This is a genomic window from Mammaliicoccus sp. Dog046, assembly GCF_034039665.1.
GTDB lineage: Bacteria > Bacillota > Bacilli > Staphylococcales > Staphylococcaceae > Mammaliicoccus.
Window position 1 is genome coordinate 2,346,384 of the sequence record NZ_CP120131.1, and the last position, 20,917, is coordinate 2,367,300.

Sequence of the window (20,917 nt, forward strand, 5' to 3'; positions counted from 1 at the left end):
ATTATAATGTTTGAGCAGCTGTTATAATTGAAAGACTATAAACGTCTTCTGCTGAACAACCACGTGATAAATCGTTAACTGGTGCGTTTAAGCCTTGTAATACAGGACCAACTGCATCAAATCCACCTAAACGTTGTGCAATTTTGTAGCCAATGTTACCCGCTTCTAAACTTGGGAAGATGAATACATTTGCATCACCTTGAATGTCAGAATTCGGTGCTTTTTTAGCTGCTACTTCTGGTACGATTGCTGCATCAAATTGGAATTCACCATCTAATACAACATCTTTCATGTCTGTTTCTTTTAAGTTTTCTTGTGCAATTGAAACTGCTTCAGATACTTTTTCAGTGTCAGGTGATTTTGCAGAACCTTTAGTTGAGAAGCTTAACATAGCAACTCTTGGAGACATACCGAATGCTTGTGCTGTCTTAGCACTTTCGATTGCGATTTCTGCTAAATCTTGTGCATTTAATTCTGGGTTAATTGCACAGTCACCAAATACATATTGTTCTTCACCTTTAGTCATAAAGAACACGCCTGATGTTTTAGTTACACCTGGTTTTGTTTTGATGATTTGTAATGCTGGACGTACAGTATCTGCTGTTGAATGTGCAGCACCACTTACTAAACCTTCTGCTTGGTTTGTGTATACAAGCATAGTACCAAAGTAGTTTACATTGTTTAATAATTCTTCAGCTTGTTCAACTGTTGCTTTGCCTTTACGACGTTCAACAAATTTCTCTACTAAATCAGCTTTCAACTCACTTGTTTCTGGGTTGATAATTGTTAAACCATCGATTGATAAATTAGTGTTTGAAGCTGTTTCTTTAATTTTTTCTTCATTACCTAAAACGATTGGTGAAACTAAATCTGTAGATTGTAGTTTAACTGCTGCAGTTAATACACGCGCGTCATCACCCTCTGGTAATACGATACGTACATTTTTCCCTGTTAATTTGTTACTTAAGACATTTAGTAAATTAGACATAATTGCCTCCTATATATGTTTGCTAATATTTTTCCATTCATAATTATAACATCTTTTTATAAATTTTCACGTTTTCAAATTATGAATTAATATTATCTACACAAAGGACTAGGCGTTACATTGCTACTTTATTTCTACTCTTCTTCTATTAATGTTTTCTTTAATGACTAACATAATATTTTTCGGTCTTTCTGCAAGTCTTCTCATGAAATATCCGTACCAGTCAACGCCATATGGCATATACACACATACACGGTATCCATCTTGACTAAGCGATTCTTGTAGATCTGTTCTAAATCCATACAAGAATTGGAACTCGAAAGAAGTTTTAGCGATATTATGTTGAATAATAAACTGTTGAAGTTCTTGAATAATTTTGTGATCGTGTGTCGCAATAGATGTGAAATTGCCATTTAATAAATGTTCTTTGGCCAACATCAAATAATGCGCATCAATGTCTTTTTTCTTAGAAAAAGAGATATCCTCGTTCTCCTTATACGCGCCTTTAACAATACGTAAACGCATATCGGAATGTTGAGTGATATCTTCTCGTGTTCGATGAAGCGTTGCTTGTATTACTGTTCCAACACAATCATAATCATCTTTCAATGATTCAATCATCTTCCAACTTTGACAAACGTGTTTATAATCTTCCATATCAATATTAATAAAAATACGATACTCTTGCGCTTTATTAAGAATTTCGATGATGTTAGCTTTACATACATCTTCATCCACATCTAGACCTAATTGTGTGAGCTTAATTGACATATGCGCATCCAACTGTTCCTCATAAATATAGTCTAAAATGTCAAGAATATTACGTTTTGCTTCTAATGCTTCTTCTGACGACCTTACAAATTCACCTAAATGATCAATTGTTACAGCAATTCCCTTATCATTTAACATCCTCGTATTTAAGTCCAATTCTTTCAAATTAGTACCAGCAACAAAAGCATTTACACCTAGTTTATCAGAATATTTTTGTGCAAATTGATTTAAACGTTCATTTTGAGATAACAGATAGAATACAGATTTTAACATTGGCATATTATCACTCCTTTTATTAGATCACGTCTTAAAGGTATCATAATCCATGAATGTAAATAAACCAAATATGTGTAAAAATAAATTACCTTCTACGTCATATTTATTTACATCATTATTTTTTTAATCTTTTCCTTTCACAACAATGTAAAAAGTTGAGTCAGTGAAGCCATTTCTAGTATGATAGAATTATATTGAATATAAGATTCTAAAAGGAGCGAAAGTAAAATGAACGAAGCAGCAAAAACTTTAGACGGTTGGTATAGCTTGCATTTATTCTATGCAATAGATTGGACAAGCCTTAAAAATGTACCAGAAGAAGATAGAAACACAATGATTCAATCTTTCAAAACATTCCTTGAAGGATTAGAAACAGTTCATAATAATAAAGAAGGTTCACATGCGTTTTACAACATTACAGGACAAAAAGCAGACCTAATGTTATGGTTCTTACGTCCAGATGTTAAACAACTCAATGCACTAGAGAATGAATTCAACAAGTTAGATATTAGTGACTTCTTAATACCAACTTATTCATACGTTTCAGTAGTTGAACTTTCAAATTATCTTGCAGGTGACTCAAACGAAGATCCATATGAGAACCCACATGTTAAAGCAAGATTATATCCAGAAGTACCACGTTCAGAATACGTTTGTTTCTACCCAATGGATAAACGCCGTGACGGAGAAGACAACTGGTATATGCTAGATATGGAACAACGCCGTAGCTTAATGCGTTCACACGGATTAATCGGACGTAGTTATGCAGGTAAAGTAAAACAATTCATTACCGGTTCTGTAGGTTTAGATGACTACGAATGGGGCGTAACATTATTTAGTGATGATATGTTACAGTTTAAAAAATTAATCTATGAAATGCGTTTTGATGAAGTATCTGCAAAATACGGTGACTTCGGTGCATTCTACGTAGGAAACTTATTAAATATCGATGAATTAGATACATTCTTTAAATTAAATTAATATGTAAAAGCCTGAGAAACGATTTATTCGTCTCTCAGGCTTTTTTGCGAATGAAATAGTGAGAGATATCGTGCGTTTGACCTTGAATCGCACGATATCTCAGCCCTACCCCCTAACTCTTCGTGCGATTCACACCTAATCGCACGATATCTCAGCCCTACCCCCTAACTCTTCGTGCGATTCACACCTAATCGCACGATATCTCAGCCCTACCCCCTAACTCTTCGTGCGATTCACACCTAATCGCACGATATCTCAGCTCTACCCCCTAACTCTTCGTGCGTTTGACATCTAATCGCACGATATCTCAGCCCTACCCCCTAACTCTTCGTGCGATTCACACCTAATCGCACGATATCTCTGCTCTACACCCTAAGTCTTCGTGCGTTTGACACCTAATCGCACGATATCTCGGCTCTACACCCTAAGTCTTCGTGCGTTTGACACCTAATCGCACGATATCTCGGCTCTACCCCCTAACTCTTCGTGCGTTTGACACCTAATCGCACGATATCTCGGCCCAACCCACTAACTCTTCGTGCGTTTGACACCTAATCGCACGATATCTCTGCACCACTACTCACCCTTATAATTCCACAAATAAAAAAAGATACAGAACTTGAAATCTTCTATCTCTAGATTTCTGCTCTGTACCTCTCTAAACTTCAATATTTAACTTATAACTTCCATACTGCAATGACAAGTAGTATCCAACTTACGATAAAGAGTACTCCACCGATTGGCGTAATTGCACCTAGTATTTTAATTTGTGTCACTGCCAAAATATATAATGATCCACTAAAGAATACAATTCCAAATGTCATTAACCATCCTGCAACATTTAAACTTGCAGTCGTTGTTCCTGAAATAATACCGATTAAAATTAATCCTAATGCATGATACATTTGATAAGTTGTTGCTTTCTCCCAAATATCTAAGTATTTAGCAGTTAATTTATTCTCTAAACCATGTGCACCAAAAGCACCTGCTGCAACTGCGATCATCGCATTGATTGCACCTATTATTATAAATAATTTCATATTATACCTTCCTTTCTATCATTAAAAATCAAATAATGAATCTCCATTGCCAATGCCATCATCTGTAGTTAACTGATTCTCTGTTAATTTTTCTGTAGATGGTTGTGATACTTTACCACCCATTTTTCTAATTTCTTCATTAGATATTTGAGTACTTGATTGTGTATTTGATGGTTTTGCTTTTATCGTTGTATTGTTTTGTACTTGTATGTCATGTGTCACACTTTCTTCTTTCGTGAATAACCCACTTAAAGTATGAATGGTATACATATGTTTATTAAACGTTTCATCTGTAGACGCATTATCTGCACCAACAAGTTCTTCTTCTATAGCTGCAATAATTTTATCTTTACTTATCATAAACTTTCACCTCCACACCAATTAATCGGTTGGATACCTTTTGAGGCAAGATATTCATTCGTTTGACTAAATGGTTTAGAACCAAAGAATCCTCGATAGGCAGACAAAGGACTTGGGTGAACGGATTTCACAATATGATGTCGCTCAGTATCTATTAATTTAATCTTCGTCTGCGCTGGTTTCCCCCACAAAATAAACACGACATCTTCTTTTTCACGAGAAACTGCTTTTATAATTTCATCCGTGAACACTTCCCAGCCAATATTTTTATGTGAATGCGCTTGATGTGCTTCGACTGTTAATACTGTGTTTAACAACAATACGCCCTCTCTCGCCCAGTCTTGTAGATGCGGAGATTCACGTTTACAGCCTAAATCTGATTCCAACTCTTTATATATATTTCTTAAAGACGGCGGGAATGCAGCATCTGGTTGCACTGAGAAAGCAAGTCCATGTGCTTGGTTCGGACCGTGATACGGATCTTGTCCTAATATGACTACTTTCACTTGATCTAAAGGCGTTAAATCAAACGCTTGATATATATTTTCTCTATCTGGATACACCGTTTTATGTTGATAAGCTTCTTCTAAAAAAGACTCCATTTCAGAAAAATCATATTGCGATTTTATATTTTGAAATATATCCTGCCAATCCATATAATTCACCTCATTAAAAATGATAACATAGCCTTAATGAAATAATCATAACTATTTTTTACAATTTAAAAACATGATATGATAAAGCATATGAAATATTGGGAGGAATCATCAATGGCATTAAAAAAAGTCTTAACAATCGCAGGGTCTGATACAAGTGCTGGCGCTGGTATGCAAGCAGATTTAAAAACATTCCAAGAACATGATACTTATGGAATGGTTGCATTAGCAGCAATCGTTACTATGGATCCAAAAACTTGGGGTCATGATGTAACACCATTACCTCTTGATTTACTTGATAAACAGTTAAATACTGCTATTTCAATTGGTCCAGACGCAATTAAAACCGGGATGCTTGGTTCTGAAGAAGTAATTAAACGCGCTCGTCAAGCATACGATGAGTCAGGATCCGAAATATTTGTAGTCGATCCTGTAATGGTATGTAAAGGGGAAGACGAAGTACTTAACCCAGGAAATACTGAAGCAATGATTACTGAACTATTACCAAGAGCAACAGTTGTAACACCAAATTTATTTGAAGCAGGTCAATTATCAGGTTTAGGTAAACTGACTTCAATTGAAGATATGAAAAAAGCAGCAGAAAAAATACATGAACTCGGTGCTCAATATATCGTCATTAAAGGCGGAAAAGCATTAGAATCAGATAAAGCATATGATTTATACTATGATGGAAAACGCCACGTACTATTATCAACAGATAAATTCCAATCAAGTTATAATCACGGTGCAGGTTGTACATTTGCGGCAGCAACGACAGCTAACTTAGCAAATGGTGAATCACCAGAAGACGCGATTATTCATGCAAAAGCATTCGTAGCATCAGCAATTAAAAACGGATGGAAAATGAATGAATTCGTTGGACCTGTTGATCACGGTGCATCAAACCGTATCGAAAAAATCGAAGTTTATACTGAAGAAGTGTAAATGATACAAAACAAAGAAGAGGATAGGACATAATATAATGTCTTAGCCTCTTCTTTTGTTTTATTGTTCTACACTAAATTCTGCAACGATTTTAGCGATGACTTTGTGTTTTTTATATAATTTAAATTGATATTCGTAAAATGTATTCCCTAAATTACGTTCTGTATTTAGGCACTCTAGTTCAGCAGAATAATTTTCCAATGTCATTATACGTTCTGTCTGTTCAAATTCACTTTTAATTTGTTTAATTTTCTTCCCTCTAAATTGGCTGAAACTACTAAACTCTCTAAGCATACTCAATAAATATTGTACCGGTACTTCTTCACGATAATGATACCCCATTATATTACAATAATCTAAAACGGATTCATCATTAAATGAAACTTTTATTCTTTCCACACATTCCACCCGCCATTTCTTAAGGCATATTTTCCACTAATTATTGTACTTCAAACATATGCATCATTCAAGTTTGGGCTGGTGGCATTACTTTATTGATTAGGATATGCGTCTGCATCTAATATTACTTCAACGCTTGGATGATTATAAAGTACTGACGCAGGTAATTGTGTCGTTATTTCTCCAGATAATAATTGTTGAACCGCTTCTTTCTTTTTAGGTCCATATGCTAATAATATAATGCGTTTTGCTTTTAGTATAGACTTGATCCCCATCGATATCGCTTGTTTTGGCACTTCATTTACGTCATCAAAATACCTGCTATTCGCTTCTATTGTTGATTCTGTTAAATTAACCACACTTGTTAAGCTATTAAATGACGTCCCTGGTTCATTAAACCCAATATGTCCATTTTCGCCGATACCTAAAATCTGTACATCTATAGGTCCTTGTTCATCAATCAGCGCTTCATATCTTTCCGCTTCAACATCTAATTGTTCTACTGAACCGTTTGGAAGGTGTATATGTTCTTCATTCCAAGATGAAAAGTGATCAAACAACACTTGATGCATGTATGTGTTATAACTTTCAGGGTGATCAGAATCAATACCAATATATTCATCTAAATTGAAAGTTTTTATTTCACTTAAATCAAGTTGATTCATTTGGATTAATTCCACGAGACGTGCATAAACATCCTTCATCGTTCCACCAGTTGCAAGTCCTAAGACACTTTGATGATCCGAAATCATTTGCTTTAACAATTCATTAGCAACGTAATGGCACGCTTCCTCTTTCGTCCCTAAATTTATAAATCGCATGATTATCCCTCAATTTCTTTAATAAATCGTTTTGTTATCTCCAATGGTCTCGTTATTGCGCCACCAACAACTGTACAATGTACACCTAAGTCAGTTACACGTTTCAACATTTCAGGTGTAATCACATTTCCCTCAGCGACTACTTTAGCTTCAACTAAGTTCATGACATCTTTTAAAAATTGAAAGTCATTTTCATATAAGATGTGACCTTTCGTATATTCAGTATACCCTCTTAAAGTTGTTCCTATATAATCGAAACCAAGTTTATCAGCTTGTACCGCTTCTTCTAAATTAGAAATATCCGCCATAATTTCTACATCGGGTGCCTGTGTTCTAATATAGTCAACAAGTGCTTCTAATGATTCTTTCGGTCTTGTTTGTTTCGTCGCATCTAATGCGATGACTTCACAACCACTTTCTATTAACTCATCTACTTCTTGTGATGTTGCTGTAATGAATACATTTGATCCTTCATAGTCCCGTTTCACAATTCCAATGACAGGAATATCTACTTCTTTCTTAATAGCTATTATATCTTCTTTCGAATTTGCTCTAATACCTTTAGCACCTGCTTGATATGCCGCTAATGCCATTTTACTCATAATAAATGATGAATGTAATGGTTCATCTGGTAAAGCTTGGCACGACACAATTAATCCCTTTGGTAACATATAACATACACTCCTCATTTATTGTTCTAATACTTCTTCAACTTCATTTTTTATCGTTGTAACATGTGGACCATAAATAATTTGAATACCTGTCCCTTTTTTCACAACACCTTTAGATTCAGTCGATTTAATCAAATCTTCATCAAATAACTCGCCATCTTTAACTGTGACTCTTAATCTTGTTGCACAGCAATCTACTGTGTCTATATTTTCTTTTCCACCTAAGCCTTCAATAATCGTCATCGCACGTTCACTCGCATCCACTGCTTGAACAGCAGCTTCTTCTTCACGACCCGGTGTCTTAAAGTTGAATTTCGTAATCATAAATCTAAACGTTACATAATAAAGTAAGAACCAAACAATCCCAATTGGTATTACAAGTAAATAATTTGTTTTAGCATTACCTTGTAAAACACCAAAGAGCACGTAATCAATAAATCCACCACTAAATGTCTGCCCTACTGTGATATTAAATATATCTGCCATCATAAATGCTAAACCATCAAAAATTGCATGTATCACATATAACGCTGGTGCGATAAATAAGAAACTAAATTCTAATGGTTCAGTGATACCTGTTAAGAAAGAAGTCAACGCTGCTGAAAGCATTAAACCACCGACTATTTTTTTCTTTTCAGGTTTGGCAGTATGGTAAATCGCTAATGCTGCACCTAGCAGACCAAACATCATCGTAATAAATCGCCCTGACATATAGCGAGAAATACCTGAATAGTAATGTGTTAAATGCGAATCTCCCAATTGTGCAAAGAATATATTTTGTGTACCTTGAACAATCTTACCGTTAATTTCCATCGTTCCACCAAGCGCTGTTTGCCAAAATGGTAAATAGAAAATATGATGTAATCCGAATGGCCCTAGCATACGCAATACAAATCCATATATAAACGTCCCGATAACCCCTGTTTTATTAACAAGACCGCCTGCGTTAAAAATCCATCCTTGTATCGTTGGCCAAACAAAGAACAAAACCACACCAAGTACAATTGAAGCAACAGATGTAATGATAGGTATAAATCTTGATCCTCCAAAAAATCCTAAAAACGGTGGTAATGTAATCTTGTTATATTTATTGTGGAGCATTGCCGTCATGATACCGACAATAATCCCGCCAAACACACCCGTTTCAACTGTTTGAATACCCAAGACCATTCCTTGACCTGCTTTGGCCAAATTCTCTTGTGTAGCAACATCATCAGTAATCGTTAACGATGCATTCATTGTTGTATTCATGATTAAGAATCCTAACATTGCTGCTAAACCGGCTGTTCCTTTGTCACTCTTTGCTAAGCCAATCGCTACCCCGATAGCAAATATGACTGGTAAATTCGCAAATACAATATTCCCCGCTGACGACATCAATATGAATACATATTGTAATAAATCTATATCTAATATTGGATACGCCTTAATTGTATTTGGATTACTTAGCGCGCCACCTATCCCAAGCAACAAACCTGCTGCAGGTAGTATTGCAATAGGCAACATAAATGATTTCCCGAACTGTTGTGCTTTATCAAATACTTTACTCATTCCCATCCCCACCTCTCAATTTACCCTTAATATAACACCTTGAAAATACTAGTCAATGTTTACAATAGAATTGAAAAAGTTTTTCATATATACTAGTATATAATTCATAAATAGGAGTGTTATCGATGAAATTTGAAAATCGTATTCAACAATTTTCATATCTTTTCACTAATGCAGATGATACAATCGCAAATTACATTCTCGAAAATCCTGTTGGTGATCATTTCTCAACAATTACATCACTGGCTTATGCGATAGGTGTTTCTACTTCAAGTATTACAAGATTTAGCCATAAGTTAGATTATCAGAACTTTCAAGATATGAAATTTAATATTCAACAAACGTATGAGAAGACAGATATTCATAACGTTCCTCTCATCAAACGTATTCATGAGTACCATCAAACGTTACTCCAGCAAACAGGTGAATTTATCTCTAATGAAAAAATCCATCAACTCATTACAACTTTAACGCAAAGCAAACAAACTTTATTTGCCGGTCTTGGAAGTTCAGGTCTAAGTGCGACTGAATTCTATTACCGTACAATGCGAATGGGCATTATTGGCAACGCTGTAACAGATGCACATCAAATGAAAATTGGTGCTTCTTTACTGACAGAAGATGATGCATTAATTATCTTTTCAAATAGTGGACATACAGAGGAAGTCATTAACGCAGCTAAAATTGCCCAAGCACAAAAAGCTACCGTCATTTCCATTACAAATTATGCTGGTAGTGAACTTACTGCACATTCTGATATTGTCATCATGACGATTGATCAAACTCGAGTAAATGATAAAAGGTTTATTAACACACAAATTTCAGCACATTTTCTGATTGATGTTGTAAGTTATATGTTGCTTGAACATGGAAACCATATGGAACATTATCAACATACGAGAGATGTCATCTTAAAAGGTAATAATTCGTAACTTGTGAGCAGAATATATATAAATTTAGTCTATAATTTAGTAGAATAGAAAAGTATATACTATGAGGAGTGGAAGGCATGGAATTAATTCAAGTAGATCACGTACAATCACTAATATCAGAATATGAAAACAAACCAGTTTATCTCCATGTTGAAACAACAAATGGCGCTTACGCAAACCATTTTGATAACAAAGTATTTAATGCTGGTACATTTTTAAGAAATATTCAAGTTACATTTACGCATGCACATTTAACAGGCGGGAATAAAGAGCCCCATCGTGTCGGTTTAAAATTAGACAACAATGGCTGGGTATATGTACAGGGACTTACACATTATGAAGTAACAGAAGATAAAGAATTATTATTAGCAGGACTAAATTACGAAGGACAACTTGCTGCAGCATTACACATCAGTAGCAACCCGTTCAAGGATTAAGAGGTGCATACAATGGAAGACGAAAGACAAGTATTAGTTATATTCCCCCATCCAGATGATGAAGCATTTGGTGTTTCAGGGACACTAAGTCAATTTGTTGACCGTGGCGTTCCTGTCACTTACGCTTGCTTAACTTTAGGTCAAATGGGACGTAACTTAGGAAATCCACCGTTTGCTACACGCGAATCATTACCATTCATAAGGGAACGTGAACTTGATGAAGCGGCAGCAGCAATTGGCATTAAAGATTTAAGAAAAATGGGATACAGAGATAAAACACTCGAATTTGAACCTAAAGATAACTTAGATAATATGGTGAAATCTTTAATAGATGAATTAAATCCATCACTTATCATTTCATTCTACCCTGGTTATTCCGTTCATCCTGACCATGAAGCAACTGCAGATGCAGTAGTAAGAACAGTTGGTCGCATAGACGAAGCATCAAGACCTAAATTACATTTAGTTGCATTTAGCAACGATACGTTGAGTGATTTAGGAGAACCTGATATTAAAGTAGATATTAGAGGTTATGAAGATCGCAAGATGAAGGTCCTTCAAGCACACGCATCACAAACTGGACCAATGTTACAAAATCTCGCTTCAAATACACAAGAGAGTGAAGCGGCTAAAGATATGTGGTTAAAAACAGAACATTTCTGGACATATCATATTGAATAGATAGTGGAGGCAATGTGAATGACACAATTAGATTTATCAACACGTGAAGCGAGATGGAAGCATTTCGGTTCAGTAGACCCAATTAAAGGTAACAAACCTACTGAAAAAGAAAAAATGCCCGATTTACAAAGTTCTAAGAAAGACTTCCTTTTCGAAATTGAACATGTTGGTATTAAAAACTTAACTTATCCTGTCAAAATAGATCATTTTCAAACTGTTGGTAACTTCGAATTTTCAACAAGTTTGAATCAAGATGAAAAAGGCATCAACATGAGCCGTATCATAGAAAGTGTTGAAAAACATTATGATAACGGTGTCGAACTTGAATTTGATGCATTAACAACATTACTCAATACTTTACAAACAGTAATGTTACAAGACACTGCATCAGTTGATGTAACAGCTAAATGGTTCTTTAATCGTTATAGCCCAATTACACAACAAAAAGCTGTAGGTAACGCAGATGTTCGTTATATCCTTTCAGTTTCAGATGATAAAGTGACTAAAAAATCCTTAGGTATTAAAGTACCAGTGACGACATTATGTCCTTGCTCTAAAGAAATTAGTGAATACTCCGCACATAACCAACGTGGTATTATCACAGTACTAATTGATTTAGATCCTGAAATTGACTTACCTAACAATTACAAAGAGATTGTATTAGATGGTATGGAAGCTAACGCAAGTTCAATGTTATATCCAATATTGAAACGTACTGACGAAAAAGCAGTAACAGAAAAAGCATATGAAAACCCAAGATTTGTTGAAGATTTAATTAGATTAGTAGCTGCTGATTTAGTTGAACTCGATTGGGTTAACGGCTTTGAAATAGAATGTAGAAACGAAGAATCTATACATCAACACGACGCATTCGCACGATTGAACTATACAAAATAAATAACAAAAGGCTGAGACACAATGTCTCAGCCTTTTGTTCGTATTGGGAGATTGGGAGAAAAGATATCGTGCGTTTCATACCTAATCGCACGATATCTCGTCTCTATCTCCAAACTCTTCGTGCGTTTCACATCTAATCGCACGATATCTCAGCACTATCCCTAAAGTCTTCGTGCGTTTCATATCCAATCGCACGATATCTCGATACTATACTCCAACCACAATACTTAAAATTTAAAAAGAGCTGGAACAACATTCGAAAACGTTGTTCCAGCTCTATCTTTTCTTACTGATTTACTTCTTCTGTTTCTATCCATGGATTATTTTGCATCAATTTCACAATTTGTTCTGAGAATAATTTAGCACGTAGTTTAATATCATCTACATCTATATAGTATGTGCCTTGCTCTGTTTTCGCAAAGTCAGCATCTTGTGTAGATATTTGTACAGGTACTGCAATTGCTAATAAGTTTCTCATAATAATTCTTAAATGTGATAATGGTTCTGTACTTCTCATACCACCACTATTACAAATTAAGCCTACTGGTTTCATCTTAAATTGATCCATAGTGAGATGGTCTAATGCATTTTTCAATATACCAGAATAAGATCCATGATAATTTGGTGTTCCAATTATAATAGCATCTGCTTCTTCTGCATAAGCTTTCAATTCATTAACGTTATTCTTAATACGTTCGTCATTCAAGTGTTGCCCGGACACGTCTAAATAAGGTATTGGCTTATCATATAAATCAAACAATGTCACTTCTGCACCTTGTTCTTCTAACGTTCCTCGAACAAATTGTGCAAGTGCATGTGTATGTGAATATTGTTTAGCGCTACCTACAATAAGTAATACTTTCAATGCTGTCACCTCAATATTTTAATGATATTTATATCATTATAACATACTAATAAACTATGAATTAAATTTTAACAAAAATCATTCTTTTGGCCGATAAATTAACGATCGTAATCTTTCAAAGCATGAATAATCGCTTTACCTACACCGCTTCGTTCATTAGTCTCTGTTACATAATCAGCGATTTCTTTCACTTCAGGTGCGCCATTTTCCATAGCTACTGCAAATCCTGCTTTTTCTAACATAGACACATCATTTAAATTATCACCAATCGCCATTACATCTGACATTGGTATGTTTAATTGACTCGCAATTTCTTCTAATGCAATACCCTTCTGTGCATCAGAATGTGTAATTTCAATATTACCTCGTGAAGAAGATGACACTGCTAAACTTTGTGATGCTGCTATTTCTGCTTTAGCTCTATCTAACTTAGTTAAATCACTTGAAAACGCTAAGATTTTCAAGATAATTTCACCCGGACGACTTCTAATTTCATCATAGCTATCAACAACTTTCAATGTTCCGTTATCAATTCTATTTTGAATTGTCGCACGTATTTTTTTCACGTCTGCCTTTTGGCCAGCTTTTTCAGCGATATCAATATAAATACTTAAATCCTTCTCTGGATCTTCTGTGTAAATCCCAAAATTCGTATACACTTGATAATAAATATCCTCAGTTTCCAATACTCCCGTAATTTTATTGATTAAAGGACGTGTTAATTTAGAGGTATGAACGATATTAAATTCTTCGTCTCTTACTTCAGCACCATTTAAACAAATATATGGTAAAGTTAAATCTGTTTTTTCAATTGGTCCGTTTGCTTCGTAAAATGCTCTCCCGGTAGCAATAACAACGGTAATACCTTTCGATTGTGCATACTTGATAGCCTCATAGTTTTCATTTGAAACTTCATGTGCTGCATTTAATAAAGTACCATCCATATCTGTTGCGATTAACCTTATCATGAACGTAACCCCTTTTCTTTATATTCAACATAAATTTTAACAAATTACTGATATAATCTCTATAAATCTGTATTATTCTGCTTAAGTTGCTTCTTTTGTAGCCTTTTCTCTTTAAAAAACGCACGAAGCATGTCGCCACATTCCGTTTCTAAAATACCTCTTTCCACCTGAGAACGATGATTAAATCGCTCATCTTCCAGAAGATTCATCAAGCTACCACTACAACCGCCTTTAGGATCAGTTGCTCCATATACAACGTGGGGTATTCTACTCATTACAATGGCACCTGAACACATGACACAAGGTTCTAGCGTTGCATACAATGTTGTATCTTCTAATCGCCAAGAATTCAAATAACGCGATGCCTCTTGTATCGCCAACATTTCAGCATGCGCAACTGGACTTTGGTCATGCTCTCTTAAATTATGTCCTCTTCCAATGACTTTATCTTTATATACAACAATGGCCCCAATGGGCACTTCATCCATTGTCCATGCTTTTTTCGCTTCTTGTATCGCAAGTTTCATATAATATTCATGCATGGTCGATTTCACCCCGATTAATTTGTGATAGAATAAGTATGTCTATTTTAACACCTGGAGAGATAAAAATGAAAAAAACCTTTATAGCAATAGAAGGACCTATCGGCGTCGGTAAAAGCTCCTTAACTAAAAAGCTTGCAGAAGCTTTAAATTACACTGTAGAATTTGAAATTGTTGACGAAAATCCATACTTAAGTGATTTTTATGATGATGTTTCTAAATGGAGTTTCCAAACTGAAATGTTCTTCTTATGTCATCGATATAAGCAATTAACAGATTTAGAAAATATTAATGGCATTGTCAGTGATTATCATATATTTAAAAATAAAATATTCGCTAAAAATACATTAAATGACACTGAATTTGATAAGTTTAGTAGAATTTACGATATCTTAACTGAAGATATTCGTATGCCTGACCAAATCATCTTTCTCGATGCAACTTTAGAAGTCCTTCAACAACGTATTGCTCATCGAAATAGATCTTATGAAACACAAATTGAAAATGATTACTTAGCACAACTCAGAACAGACTATCACCATTTCTATGAAGAAGTTAAACACGAAATTGACGCAATTCAAATTGACACTTCTGATTTAGATTTCGTTAATAACACCGCAGATTATCAGCATGTATTAAATTTATTACAACCATTGATTGGAGAGAAAAACCATGACAAATAAAGTCATTCCAAGTGATGCAATCATCACAATTGCAGGAACTGTTGGTGTTGGTAAATCATCATTAACACAAGCTTTGAGCGAACGTCTCAACTTTAAAACATCTTTTGAAAAAGTAGATAACAATCCTTATTTAGAAAAATTCTATAACGATTTCGAACGTTGGAGTTTTCACTTACAAATATACTTTTTAGCAGAAAGATTTAAAGAACAAAAGAGAATGTTCGAATACGGTGGTGGTTTCATACAAGACCGTTCAATCTATGAAGATGTTGATATCTTTGCTAAAATGCACGAAGAACAAGGCACAATGACTAAAGAAGATTATGCAACATATAAAGATTTATTTGAAGCAATGGTCATGACACCATACTTCCCTAAACCAGATGCACTCATCTATTTAGAATGTAACTATGATGATGTGATACAAAGAATCCAAAGACGCGGACGTCAAATGGAAATAGAGACTGATGAAGCATATTGGAAGAAACTATTCGCACGCTATGACAACTGGATTAATAACTTCACAGAATGTCCAGTTATTCGTGTAAACATCAATGACTATGACTTGTACGATGATCCAGATTCAATCAATCACATTATTGATAAAATCGCACACGTCATTGAAACACACCGTTCAATAGATACAAGAGTAAAATAATTTAACTAAAAATAGCTAAGATACAATCAGAATTACTAGATTGCATCTTAGCTATTTTTTTATTCTTCATTGATGAATTATTTGATAAAAAGGAAGATTAATATTATACCGATTTTGTAACGTGCTGACGCCTGAGGGAATAGTATGCGTGAGAGACTACAGGCTCGAACCATACCCTAGACAAGCATGCACGAACAAAATCGTAGATTGAATAATAAAAACAACTCATTTCATACTGAATCTATCAGCGTAATGAGTTGTTTTTTATTTTGAGTAAGGTTTCAAGCTTTTTTATTATCCATTCCACTCAGCTTCATTTTTATAAAATGAATAAATATCATCATAAATATAATCCGCTTCTGCTAAATCTTCTTTATTTCCAGTTCCACTGAGCACACCAACTACAACTTTGAAGTGTGCATTTTTCCCCATTTGAATATCTGTTGGTGTATCTCCTATAATCGCAATTTCCTCTGGTGATACATTCCATTTCTCATAAAAATCTTCTACCATTTTAGGGTTCGGTTTTTGATATCCATTGATAGATGCAGTAATTTTTTCATCTATCAAATGCGCTACGTCAGCGTCTTTTATAAATCTTTCTGTACCATCTATATCATCACTTGTGATAATCGCGATGTTGTAGCCTTTTTCTTTAAAAGTAGTTAGTGTTTCTTTCATCTTATCTACGACTACTGTTTCTGGTTGATATTCCTCCACGAGATCTTTACTTAACGTCACTGTCCACGTTTCAATTTCATCTGATGCTGCATGTGGTGCATATTGTTGAAATACACGTGCGACGTCTGATAATGTCCCTGAAGCAAGAATGCCACTTGAAAGAAATGTTCCTTGTTCATATCCTAATTCTTCTTGTAATGTTTTTTTATCTTCGATGTGATATTTTTCCACAAAACGATCTATCATGACTAAAGAAATCTCTGACCACGTTTCATCAAATTTAATTAATGTTCCATCTTTATCAAATAATAACCATTTAATCATTGTTCGTCTCTCCTATTTTACAAAATAAAGCTGGGGCATTGTTCAATGTCCCAGCTTTCAAATGTTTATTCTCAATTTATAACCAAATCCATCTTTATACTTCGATGTGACTTTCACTACCTACGACAACTCTCCAACCATGTTTATCTTCTTTCTTACCAGTTTGGATCGCTGTATATTCTTCAAATAATTCTTTAGTGACTGGACCGATATCATTATTATTAATCGTAATTTCAACTTCTTCATATTTTAAGAAGCCTACTGGAGAAATAACCGCTGCCGTACCTGTACCAAAGATTTCAGTTAAGCGTCCATCTTGATGTGCATTGATAATATCATCAATAGATAAACGTTTCTCTTCTGTTTCATAGCCAAGTTCAGTCGCTAACTCAAGGACTGTCTTACGTGTGATCCCTGGTAAGATACTACCATTTAGTTCTGGCGTAACAACTTTACCATCGATAACGAAGAAGATATTCATACTACCTACTTCTTCGATATACTTTTGTTCAACACCGTCTAACCACAATACTTGGTCAAAACCTAACTCGTTGGCACGTGTTTGTGCGATTAAACTTGCCGCATAGTTCCCACCACATTTAGCAAATCCTACGCCACCTCTTACCGCACGTACATATTCATCTTCAACGTAAATGCTTGTTGGTTTCATTTGTTCGTCACCATAATATGCGCCTACTGGAGAAAGAATCACTAGGAATTCATAATCTGTTGAAGAACGTACACCTAAATATGGTTCAGTCGCATAAACAAATGGTCTTACATATAATGATTGACCTTCGCCACTTGGAATCCACTCACGTTCTAAATCAATCAGTTGAATTAAACCGTCTAATACTTTCGCTTCATCGATTTGTGGCATTTCAAGTCTTTTCAAAGATAAATTAATTCGTTCGAAATTTTGATCAGGTCTAAATAATGTAACGTCGTCTCCATCTTTATATGCTTTCATACCTTCGAATACCGTTTGCCCGTAATGCAATCCCTGTGCACTTGGTGATAATGTAATTGGCCCGTATGGAATAATTTTTGGCTCTGACCAGCCTTCACCCTGTTTATATGACATAGATAGCATATAATCAGTGAAAATTTCGCCAAACACTAAATTTTGAAAGTCCGGTTTTTCTTTGAGCTGGTCACGCTTTTCTACGTAAAATGTTTCTGACATAATGATTCCTCCTAGGCTAATTAATAATTAATGTTAACTAGTATAACAGGCATAGAGACGTTATTCAATGAATTTTTGGAAAATTTAAAAAATACATATTATCAACATTATTTTGTTGCTATATTGTCTTTTTCTTTAATCGCTTTCAGCATTAATTTTGTCATACTGTCTAAATCATATTTAGGGTTAAAGCCCCATTCTTCTTTTGCACAAGTCGCGTCAATAGAATTTGGCCAGCTATCTGCAATAGCTTGTCTTTCTGGATCTACGTCATATCCAAGTTCAAACTCAGGAAGCACTTTTTGAATTGAAGCTTTAACTAATTCCGGATCAACACTCATAGCAGTAACATTGTAAGCATTACGATTAATCAGTTGTTTACCATCCGCTTCCATCAATTGAATGATTGCATCGATAGCGTCATCCATAAACATCATATCCATAAATGTATCTTTAGCAATATAGCTATCATATCTACCTTCACGAATCGCTTTAAAGTATATTTCAACCGCATAATCCGTTGTTCCGCCACCTGGCTCTTTTACATATGAAATTAAACCCGGGAATCTCATGCTTCTCGTATCAACATTAAATTTGGTGTAATAGTAATCACATAGTAATTCTCCAGCAACTTTATTTACACCATACATAGAAGTTGGTCTTTGAATTGTTACTTGTGGTGTCATATCTTTAGGTGTATTTGGCCCGAATGCACCAATTGAACTTGGCGTGAAGAATTGTAAGTCAAATTCACGCGCTACTTCAAGCGCATTTACTAAACCACCCATATTCAAATTCCAAGCAAATAGTGGATTTTTTTCTGCAGTAGCTGAAAGTAAAGCTGCCATATGCATTAATGTATCTGCTTTAAATGTTTGTACTAATTCGAATAATTTATCTTTATCTGTTACGTCCAAAATTTCAAAAGGTCCATTATTAATTACGCTATCCGCTTCAGGTTCACGAATATCCGTTGCTAATACATTCTCATTACCATATTTCTCTCTTAATTTTAAAACCAATTCTGTCCCGATTTGCCCTAATGCGCCAGTGATAATAATTTTTTTCATTTATAAAATCCTCCTGTATAGTCGAAATGTTCATTTGTATTTTTGAGGAATACAAAAAGCGCTTTCTTCCTCACTATTCTACTATAAATCACCTATTTTGTATACTTCAGAAGAACACAAATGCATTAAAATCGTTACTTTATACAACAGAAATAATGTAGAAAATGTTATATATTAATGCGCACTAGCAATACGCCTGCGGAAAATCATGTGCATAAAAAATAGGCTGAGACATAATATAATGTCTCAACCTATTTTAGTATCTTGTCTGTAGATAACTGAGCGGGACTACGAAATCTAATTTTTATATTAATCCTAGTTCTTTACCGATTTTCGCATATGTTTCAATTGCTTCGTCTAATTGTTCTTTTGTATGTGCAGCTGTTGGCATATTTCTAACGCGTCCTGTTCCTCTTGGTACTGTTGGGAATACGATTGCTTTAGCATACACGCCTTCATCCATTAGTCGTTTACTAAATGTTTGTGCTTGTTTTTCTTCACCAATGATAACTGGTGTGATTGGTGTTTCTGAATGACCAATATCGAAACCTTTTCCTTTTAGACCTTCTTTTAAATAATTAGCATTATCCCATAATTTATCATGTAATTCAGTTGAAGCCATTAATTTCTTCACTGATTCTGTGATAGCTTTAGTATCTCCAGGCGCTAATGAAGTTGAGAATAAGAATGGTCTTGAAGCGACTTTTAACCAATCGATTAAATCTTTAGTTCCTGCAACATAACCACCGACAACGCCAATTGCTTTTGAAAGTGTACCGATTTGGAAGTCGATTTTATCTTGTAAACCAAAGTGTTTAACAGTTCCTGCACCTTTACCCATTACACCTGATCCATGTGCATCATCAACGTAAGTAATTAATCCAAATTCTTCAGCGATTTCAACGATTTCAGGTAATTTAGCAACATCGCCATCCATTGAAAATACACCATCTGTAATGTACATTACTTTATTGTATTGTCCTGATTCAACTGCTTCTTTCGCTTTAGCTCTTAAATCTTCCATATCTGAATGATTAACGCGAATGATTTTTGCTTTTGATAAACGACAACCGTCAATGATTGACGCATGATTCAATTCATCTGATAAAATTGCATCATTTTTATTCATTACAGCTGAAATTGCTGCCATATTACAGTTAAAACCTGATTGATATGCAATTGCACTTTCAGTTCCTTTAAATTGTGCTAATGTTTCTTCTAATTCTCTGTGTAAATCAAGCGTACCATTTATTGTACGTACTGCCCCTGCACCAACACCATGCGTGTCGATTGCATTTTTTGCAGCGTTCTTAAGGTCTTCATCTGTTGCTAAACCTAAATAGTTATTTGATGATAAATTGATATAATTCTTACCATTGATAGTGATTTCCGCACCATTCGCCCCTTCAACGATATCAATCTCATTGTACAACCCGTTATCTTTTAAATCGTTTAAATTTGTTTCTAAAAATGCATCTAATGTTTGTACCATTTGAACTATCTCCTTTAGCACGTTTTTATTTATCATAACACA

24 protein-coding genes are annotated in these 20,917 nt (G+C 34.7%); 8 read left to right on the forward strand and 16 right to left on the reverse strand.

The annotated features are described in order from the left end of the window. Nucleotide 1 precedes the first annotated feature (1 nt). Nucleotides 2-988, reverse strand: coding sequence for a phosphate acetyltransferase (gene pta / locus P3U32_RS11640; protein WP_323703343.1), 987 nt, complete (start codon nucleotides 986-988; stop codon nucleotides 2-4). 123 nt (nucleotides 989-1,111) lie between these two features. Next, complete coding sequence (locus tag P3U32_RS11645; RefSeq protein ID WP_323703344.1) at nucleotides 1,112-2,038, reverse strand: proline dehydrogenase family protein; 927 nt, start codon at nucleotides 2,036-2,038, stop codon at nucleotides 1,112-1,114. Nucleotides 2,039-2,263: 225 nt separating this feature from the next. Here P3U32_RS11645 and hemQ point away from each other — a divergent pair, with 225 nt between their 5' ends. Then, entirely contained in the window at nucleotides 2,264-3,016 is a 753-nt protein-coding gene (hemQ, locus tag P3U32_RS11650; protein ID WP_323703345.1) for a hydrogen peroxide-dependent heme synthase, read from the forward strand. A gap of 677 nt (nucleotides 3,017-3,693) precedes the next feature. Here hemQ and P3U32_RS11655 read toward each other — a convergent pair. From P3U32_RS11655 to P3U32_RS11665, 3 genes are read right to left on the reverse strand one after another with little or no spacing between them, the layout of a single operon-like run. Next, nucleotides 3,694-4,056 carry a DUF423 domain-containing protein gene (locus P3U32_RS11655; RefSeq protein ID WP_323703346.1) on the reverse strand — a complete coding sequence of 121 codons (363 nt, stop codon included), beginning with the start codon at nucleotides 4,054-4,056 and terminating at the stop codon, nucleotides 3,694-3,696. 21 nt (nucleotides 4,057-4,077) lie between these two features. Beyond that, nucleotides 4,078-4,416 carry a DUF5327 family protein gene (locus tag P3U32_RS11660; RefSeq protein WP_323703347.1) on the reverse strand — a complete coding sequence of 113 codons (339 nt, stop codon included), beginning with the start codon at nucleotides 4,414-4,416 and terminating at the stop codon, nucleotides 4,078-4,080. Then, a complete protein-coding gene (locus P3U32_RS11665) occupies nucleotides 4,413-5,072 on the reverse strand; it encodes a uracil-DNA glycosylase (RefSeq protein WP_323703348.1) in 660 nt (219 codons plus the stop codon). The genes P3U32_RS11660 and P3U32_RS11665 overlap by 4 nt, the downstream gene beginning before the upstream one ends. 114 nt (nucleotides 5,073-5,186) lie before the next feature. Between P3U32_RS11665 and thiD the strand changes: the two genes are divergently transcribed. Continuing rightward, complete coding sequence (gene thiD, locus P3U32_RS11670; RefSeq protein WP_323703349.1) at nucleotides 5,187-6,017, forward strand: bifunctional hydroxymethylpyrimidine kinase/phosphomethylpyrimidine kinase; 831 nt, start codon at nucleotides 5,187-5,189, stop codon at nucleotides 6,015-6,017. A gap of 60 nt (nucleotides 6,018-6,077) precedes the next feature. Here thiD and P3U32_RS11675 read toward each other — a convergent pair whose 3' ends face one another. The 4 genes from P3U32_RS11675 to P3U32_RS11690 form a co-directional block, all read right to left on the reverse strand. Beyond that, nucleotides 6,078-6,416, reverse strand: coding sequence for a hypothetical protein (locus tag P3U32_RS11675; RefSeq protein WP_323703350.1), 339 nt, complete (start codon nucleotides 6,414-6,416; stop codon nucleotides 6,078-6,080). A gap of 92 nt (nucleotides 6,417-6,508) precedes the next feature. Next, a complete protein-coding gene (gene nagB / locus P3U32_RS11680; RefSeq protein WP_323703351.1) occupies nucleotides 6,509-7,237 on the reverse strand; it encodes a glucosamine-6-phosphate deaminase in 729 nt (242 codons plus the stop codon). Nucleotides 7,238-7,239: 2 nt separating this feature from the next. Next, nucleotides 7,240-7,908 (reverse strand): N-acetylmannosamine-6-phosphate 2-epimerase, encoded by a 669-nt coding sequence (locus tag P3U32_RS11685; protein WP_323703352.1) that lies wholly within the window; start codon nucleotides 7,906-7,908, stop codon nucleotides 7,240-7,242. Between the two features lie 18 nt (nucleotides 7,909-7,926). Further along, nucleotides 7,927-9,459, reverse strand: a complete 1,533-nt coding sequence (locus tag P3U32_RS11690) for a PTS transporter subunit EIIC (protein WP_323703353.1) — start codon at nucleotides 9,457-9,459, stop codon at nucleotides 7,927-7,929. A gap of 125 nt (nucleotides 9,460-9,584) precedes the next feature. Here P3U32_RS11690 and P3U32_RS11695 point away from each other — a divergent pair, with 125 nt between their 5' ends. From P3U32_RS11695 to folE2, 4 genes are all read left to right on the forward strand, one after another. After that, nucleotides 9,585-10,391 carry a MurR/RpiR family transcriptional regulator gene (locus P3U32_RS11695; protein WP_323703354.1) on the forward strand — a complete coding sequence of 269 codons (807 nt, stop codon included), beginning with the start codon at nucleotides 9,585-9,587 and terminating at the stop codon, nucleotides 10,389-10,391. A 77-nt stretch (nucleotides 10,392-10,468) separates the two neighbouring features. After that, on the forward strand, nucleotides 10,469-10,828 hold the full coding sequence (locus tag P3U32_RS11700) for a YojF family protein (protein WP_323703355.1): 360 nt from the start codon (nucleotides 10,469-10,471) through the stop codon (nucleotides 10,826-10,828). A gap of 12 nt (nucleotides 10,829-10,840) precedes the next feature. Next, nucleotides 10,841-11,509, forward strand: coding sequence for a bacillithiol biosynthesis deacetylase BshB2 (gene bshB2 / locus P3U32_RS11705; protein ID WP_323703356.1), 669 nt, complete (start codon nucleotides 10,841-10,843; stop codon nucleotides 11,507-11,509). Nucleotides 11,510-11,527: 18 nt separating this feature from the next. Further along, nucleotides 11,528-12,406: a GTP cyclohydrolase FolE2 gene (gene folE2 / locus P3U32_RS11710; protein ID WP_323703357.1), complete on the forward strand. Its 879-nt coding sequence runs from the start codon at nucleotides 11,528-11,530 to the stop codon at nucleotides 12,404-12,406. A 286-nt stretch (nucleotides 12,407-12,692) separates the two neighbouring features. On the opposite strand, the gene P3U32_RS11715 is transcribed toward folE2, so the two are convergent. The 3 genes from P3U32_RS11715 to tadA form a co-directional block, all read right to left on the reverse strand. Continuing rightward, nucleotides 12,693-13,271 carry an NADPH-dependent FMN reductase gene (locus P3U32_RS11715; RefSeq protein WP_323703359.1) on the reverse strand — a complete coding sequence of 193 codons (579 nt, stop codon included), beginning with the start codon at nucleotides 13,269-13,271 and terminating at the stop codon, nucleotides 12,693-12,695. Between the two features lie 98 nt (nucleotides 13,272-13,369). Further along, complete coding sequence (locus P3U32_RS11720) at nucleotides 13,370-14,239, reverse strand: Cof-type HAD-IIB family hydrolase (RefSeq protein WP_323703361.1); 870 nt, start codon at nucleotides 14,237-14,239, stop codon at nucleotides 13,370-13,372. Nucleotides 14,240-14,298: 59 nt separating this feature from the next. Further along, entirely contained in the window at nucleotides 14,299-14,781 is a 483-nt protein-coding gene (gene tadA / locus P3U32_RS11725; RefSeq protein ID WP_323703362.1) for a tRNA adenosine(34) deaminase TadA, read from the reverse strand. A gap of 68 nt (nucleotides 14,782-14,849) precedes the next feature. Here tadA and P3U32_RS11730 point away from each other — a divergent pair, with 68 nt between their 5' ends. Continuing rightward, nucleotides 14,850-15,464, forward strand: a complete 615-nt coding sequence (locus P3U32_RS11730) for a deoxynucleoside kinase (protein ID WP_323703363.1) — start codon at nucleotides 14,850-14,852, stop codon at nucleotides 15,462-15,464. After that, nucleotides 15,454-16,122 (forward strand): deoxynucleoside kinase, encoded by a 669-nt coding sequence (locus tag P3U32_RS11735; RefSeq protein WP_323703364.1) that lies wholly within the window; start codon nucleotides 15,454-15,456, stop codon nucleotides 16,120-16,122. Before P3U32_RS11730 ends, P3U32_RS11735 begins: the two co-directional genes overlap by 11 nt. A gap of 294 nt (nucleotides 16,123-16,416) precedes the next feature. Here the strand turns inward: P3U32_RS11735 and P3U32_RS11740 are convergent, their stop codons facing one another. The 4 genes from P3U32_RS11740 to P3U32_RS11755 all read right to left on the reverse strand — a co-directional run bounded on the left by P3U32_RS11740 (nucleotide 16,417) and on the right by P3U32_RS11755 (nucleotide 20,875). Beyond that, the gene (locus P3U32_RS11740; RefSeq protein WP_323703365.1) at nucleotides 16,417-17,127 is read right to left on the reverse strand and encodes an HAD family hydrolase; all 711 of its coding nucleotides are present in this window, start codon (nucleotides 17,125-17,127) and stop codon (nucleotides 16,417-16,419) included. Nucleotides 17,128-17,221: 94 nt separating this feature from the next. Next, complete coding sequence (locus P3U32_RS11745; protein WP_323703366.1) at nucleotides 17,222-18,313, reverse strand: branched-chain amino acid aminotransferase; 1,092 nt, start codon at nucleotides 18,311-18,313, stop codon at nucleotides 17,222-17,224. A gap of 107 nt (nucleotides 18,314-18,420) precedes the next feature. Continuing rightward, the gene (locus tag P3U32_RS11750) at nucleotides 18,421-19,383 is read right to left on the reverse strand and encodes an L-threonine 3-dehydrogenase (protein WP_323703367.1); all 963 of its coding nucleotides are present in this window, start codon (nucleotides 19,381-19,383) and stop codon (nucleotides 18,421-18,423) included. 304 nt (nucleotides 19,384-19,687) lie between these two features. Beyond that, complete coding sequence (locus P3U32_RS11755) at nucleotides 19,688-20,875, reverse strand: glycine C-acetyltransferase (RefSeq protein ID WP_323703368.1); 1,188 nt, start codon at nucleotides 20,873-20,875, stop codon at nucleotides 19,688-19,690. Nucleotides 20,876-20,917: the final 42 nt, after the last annotated feature.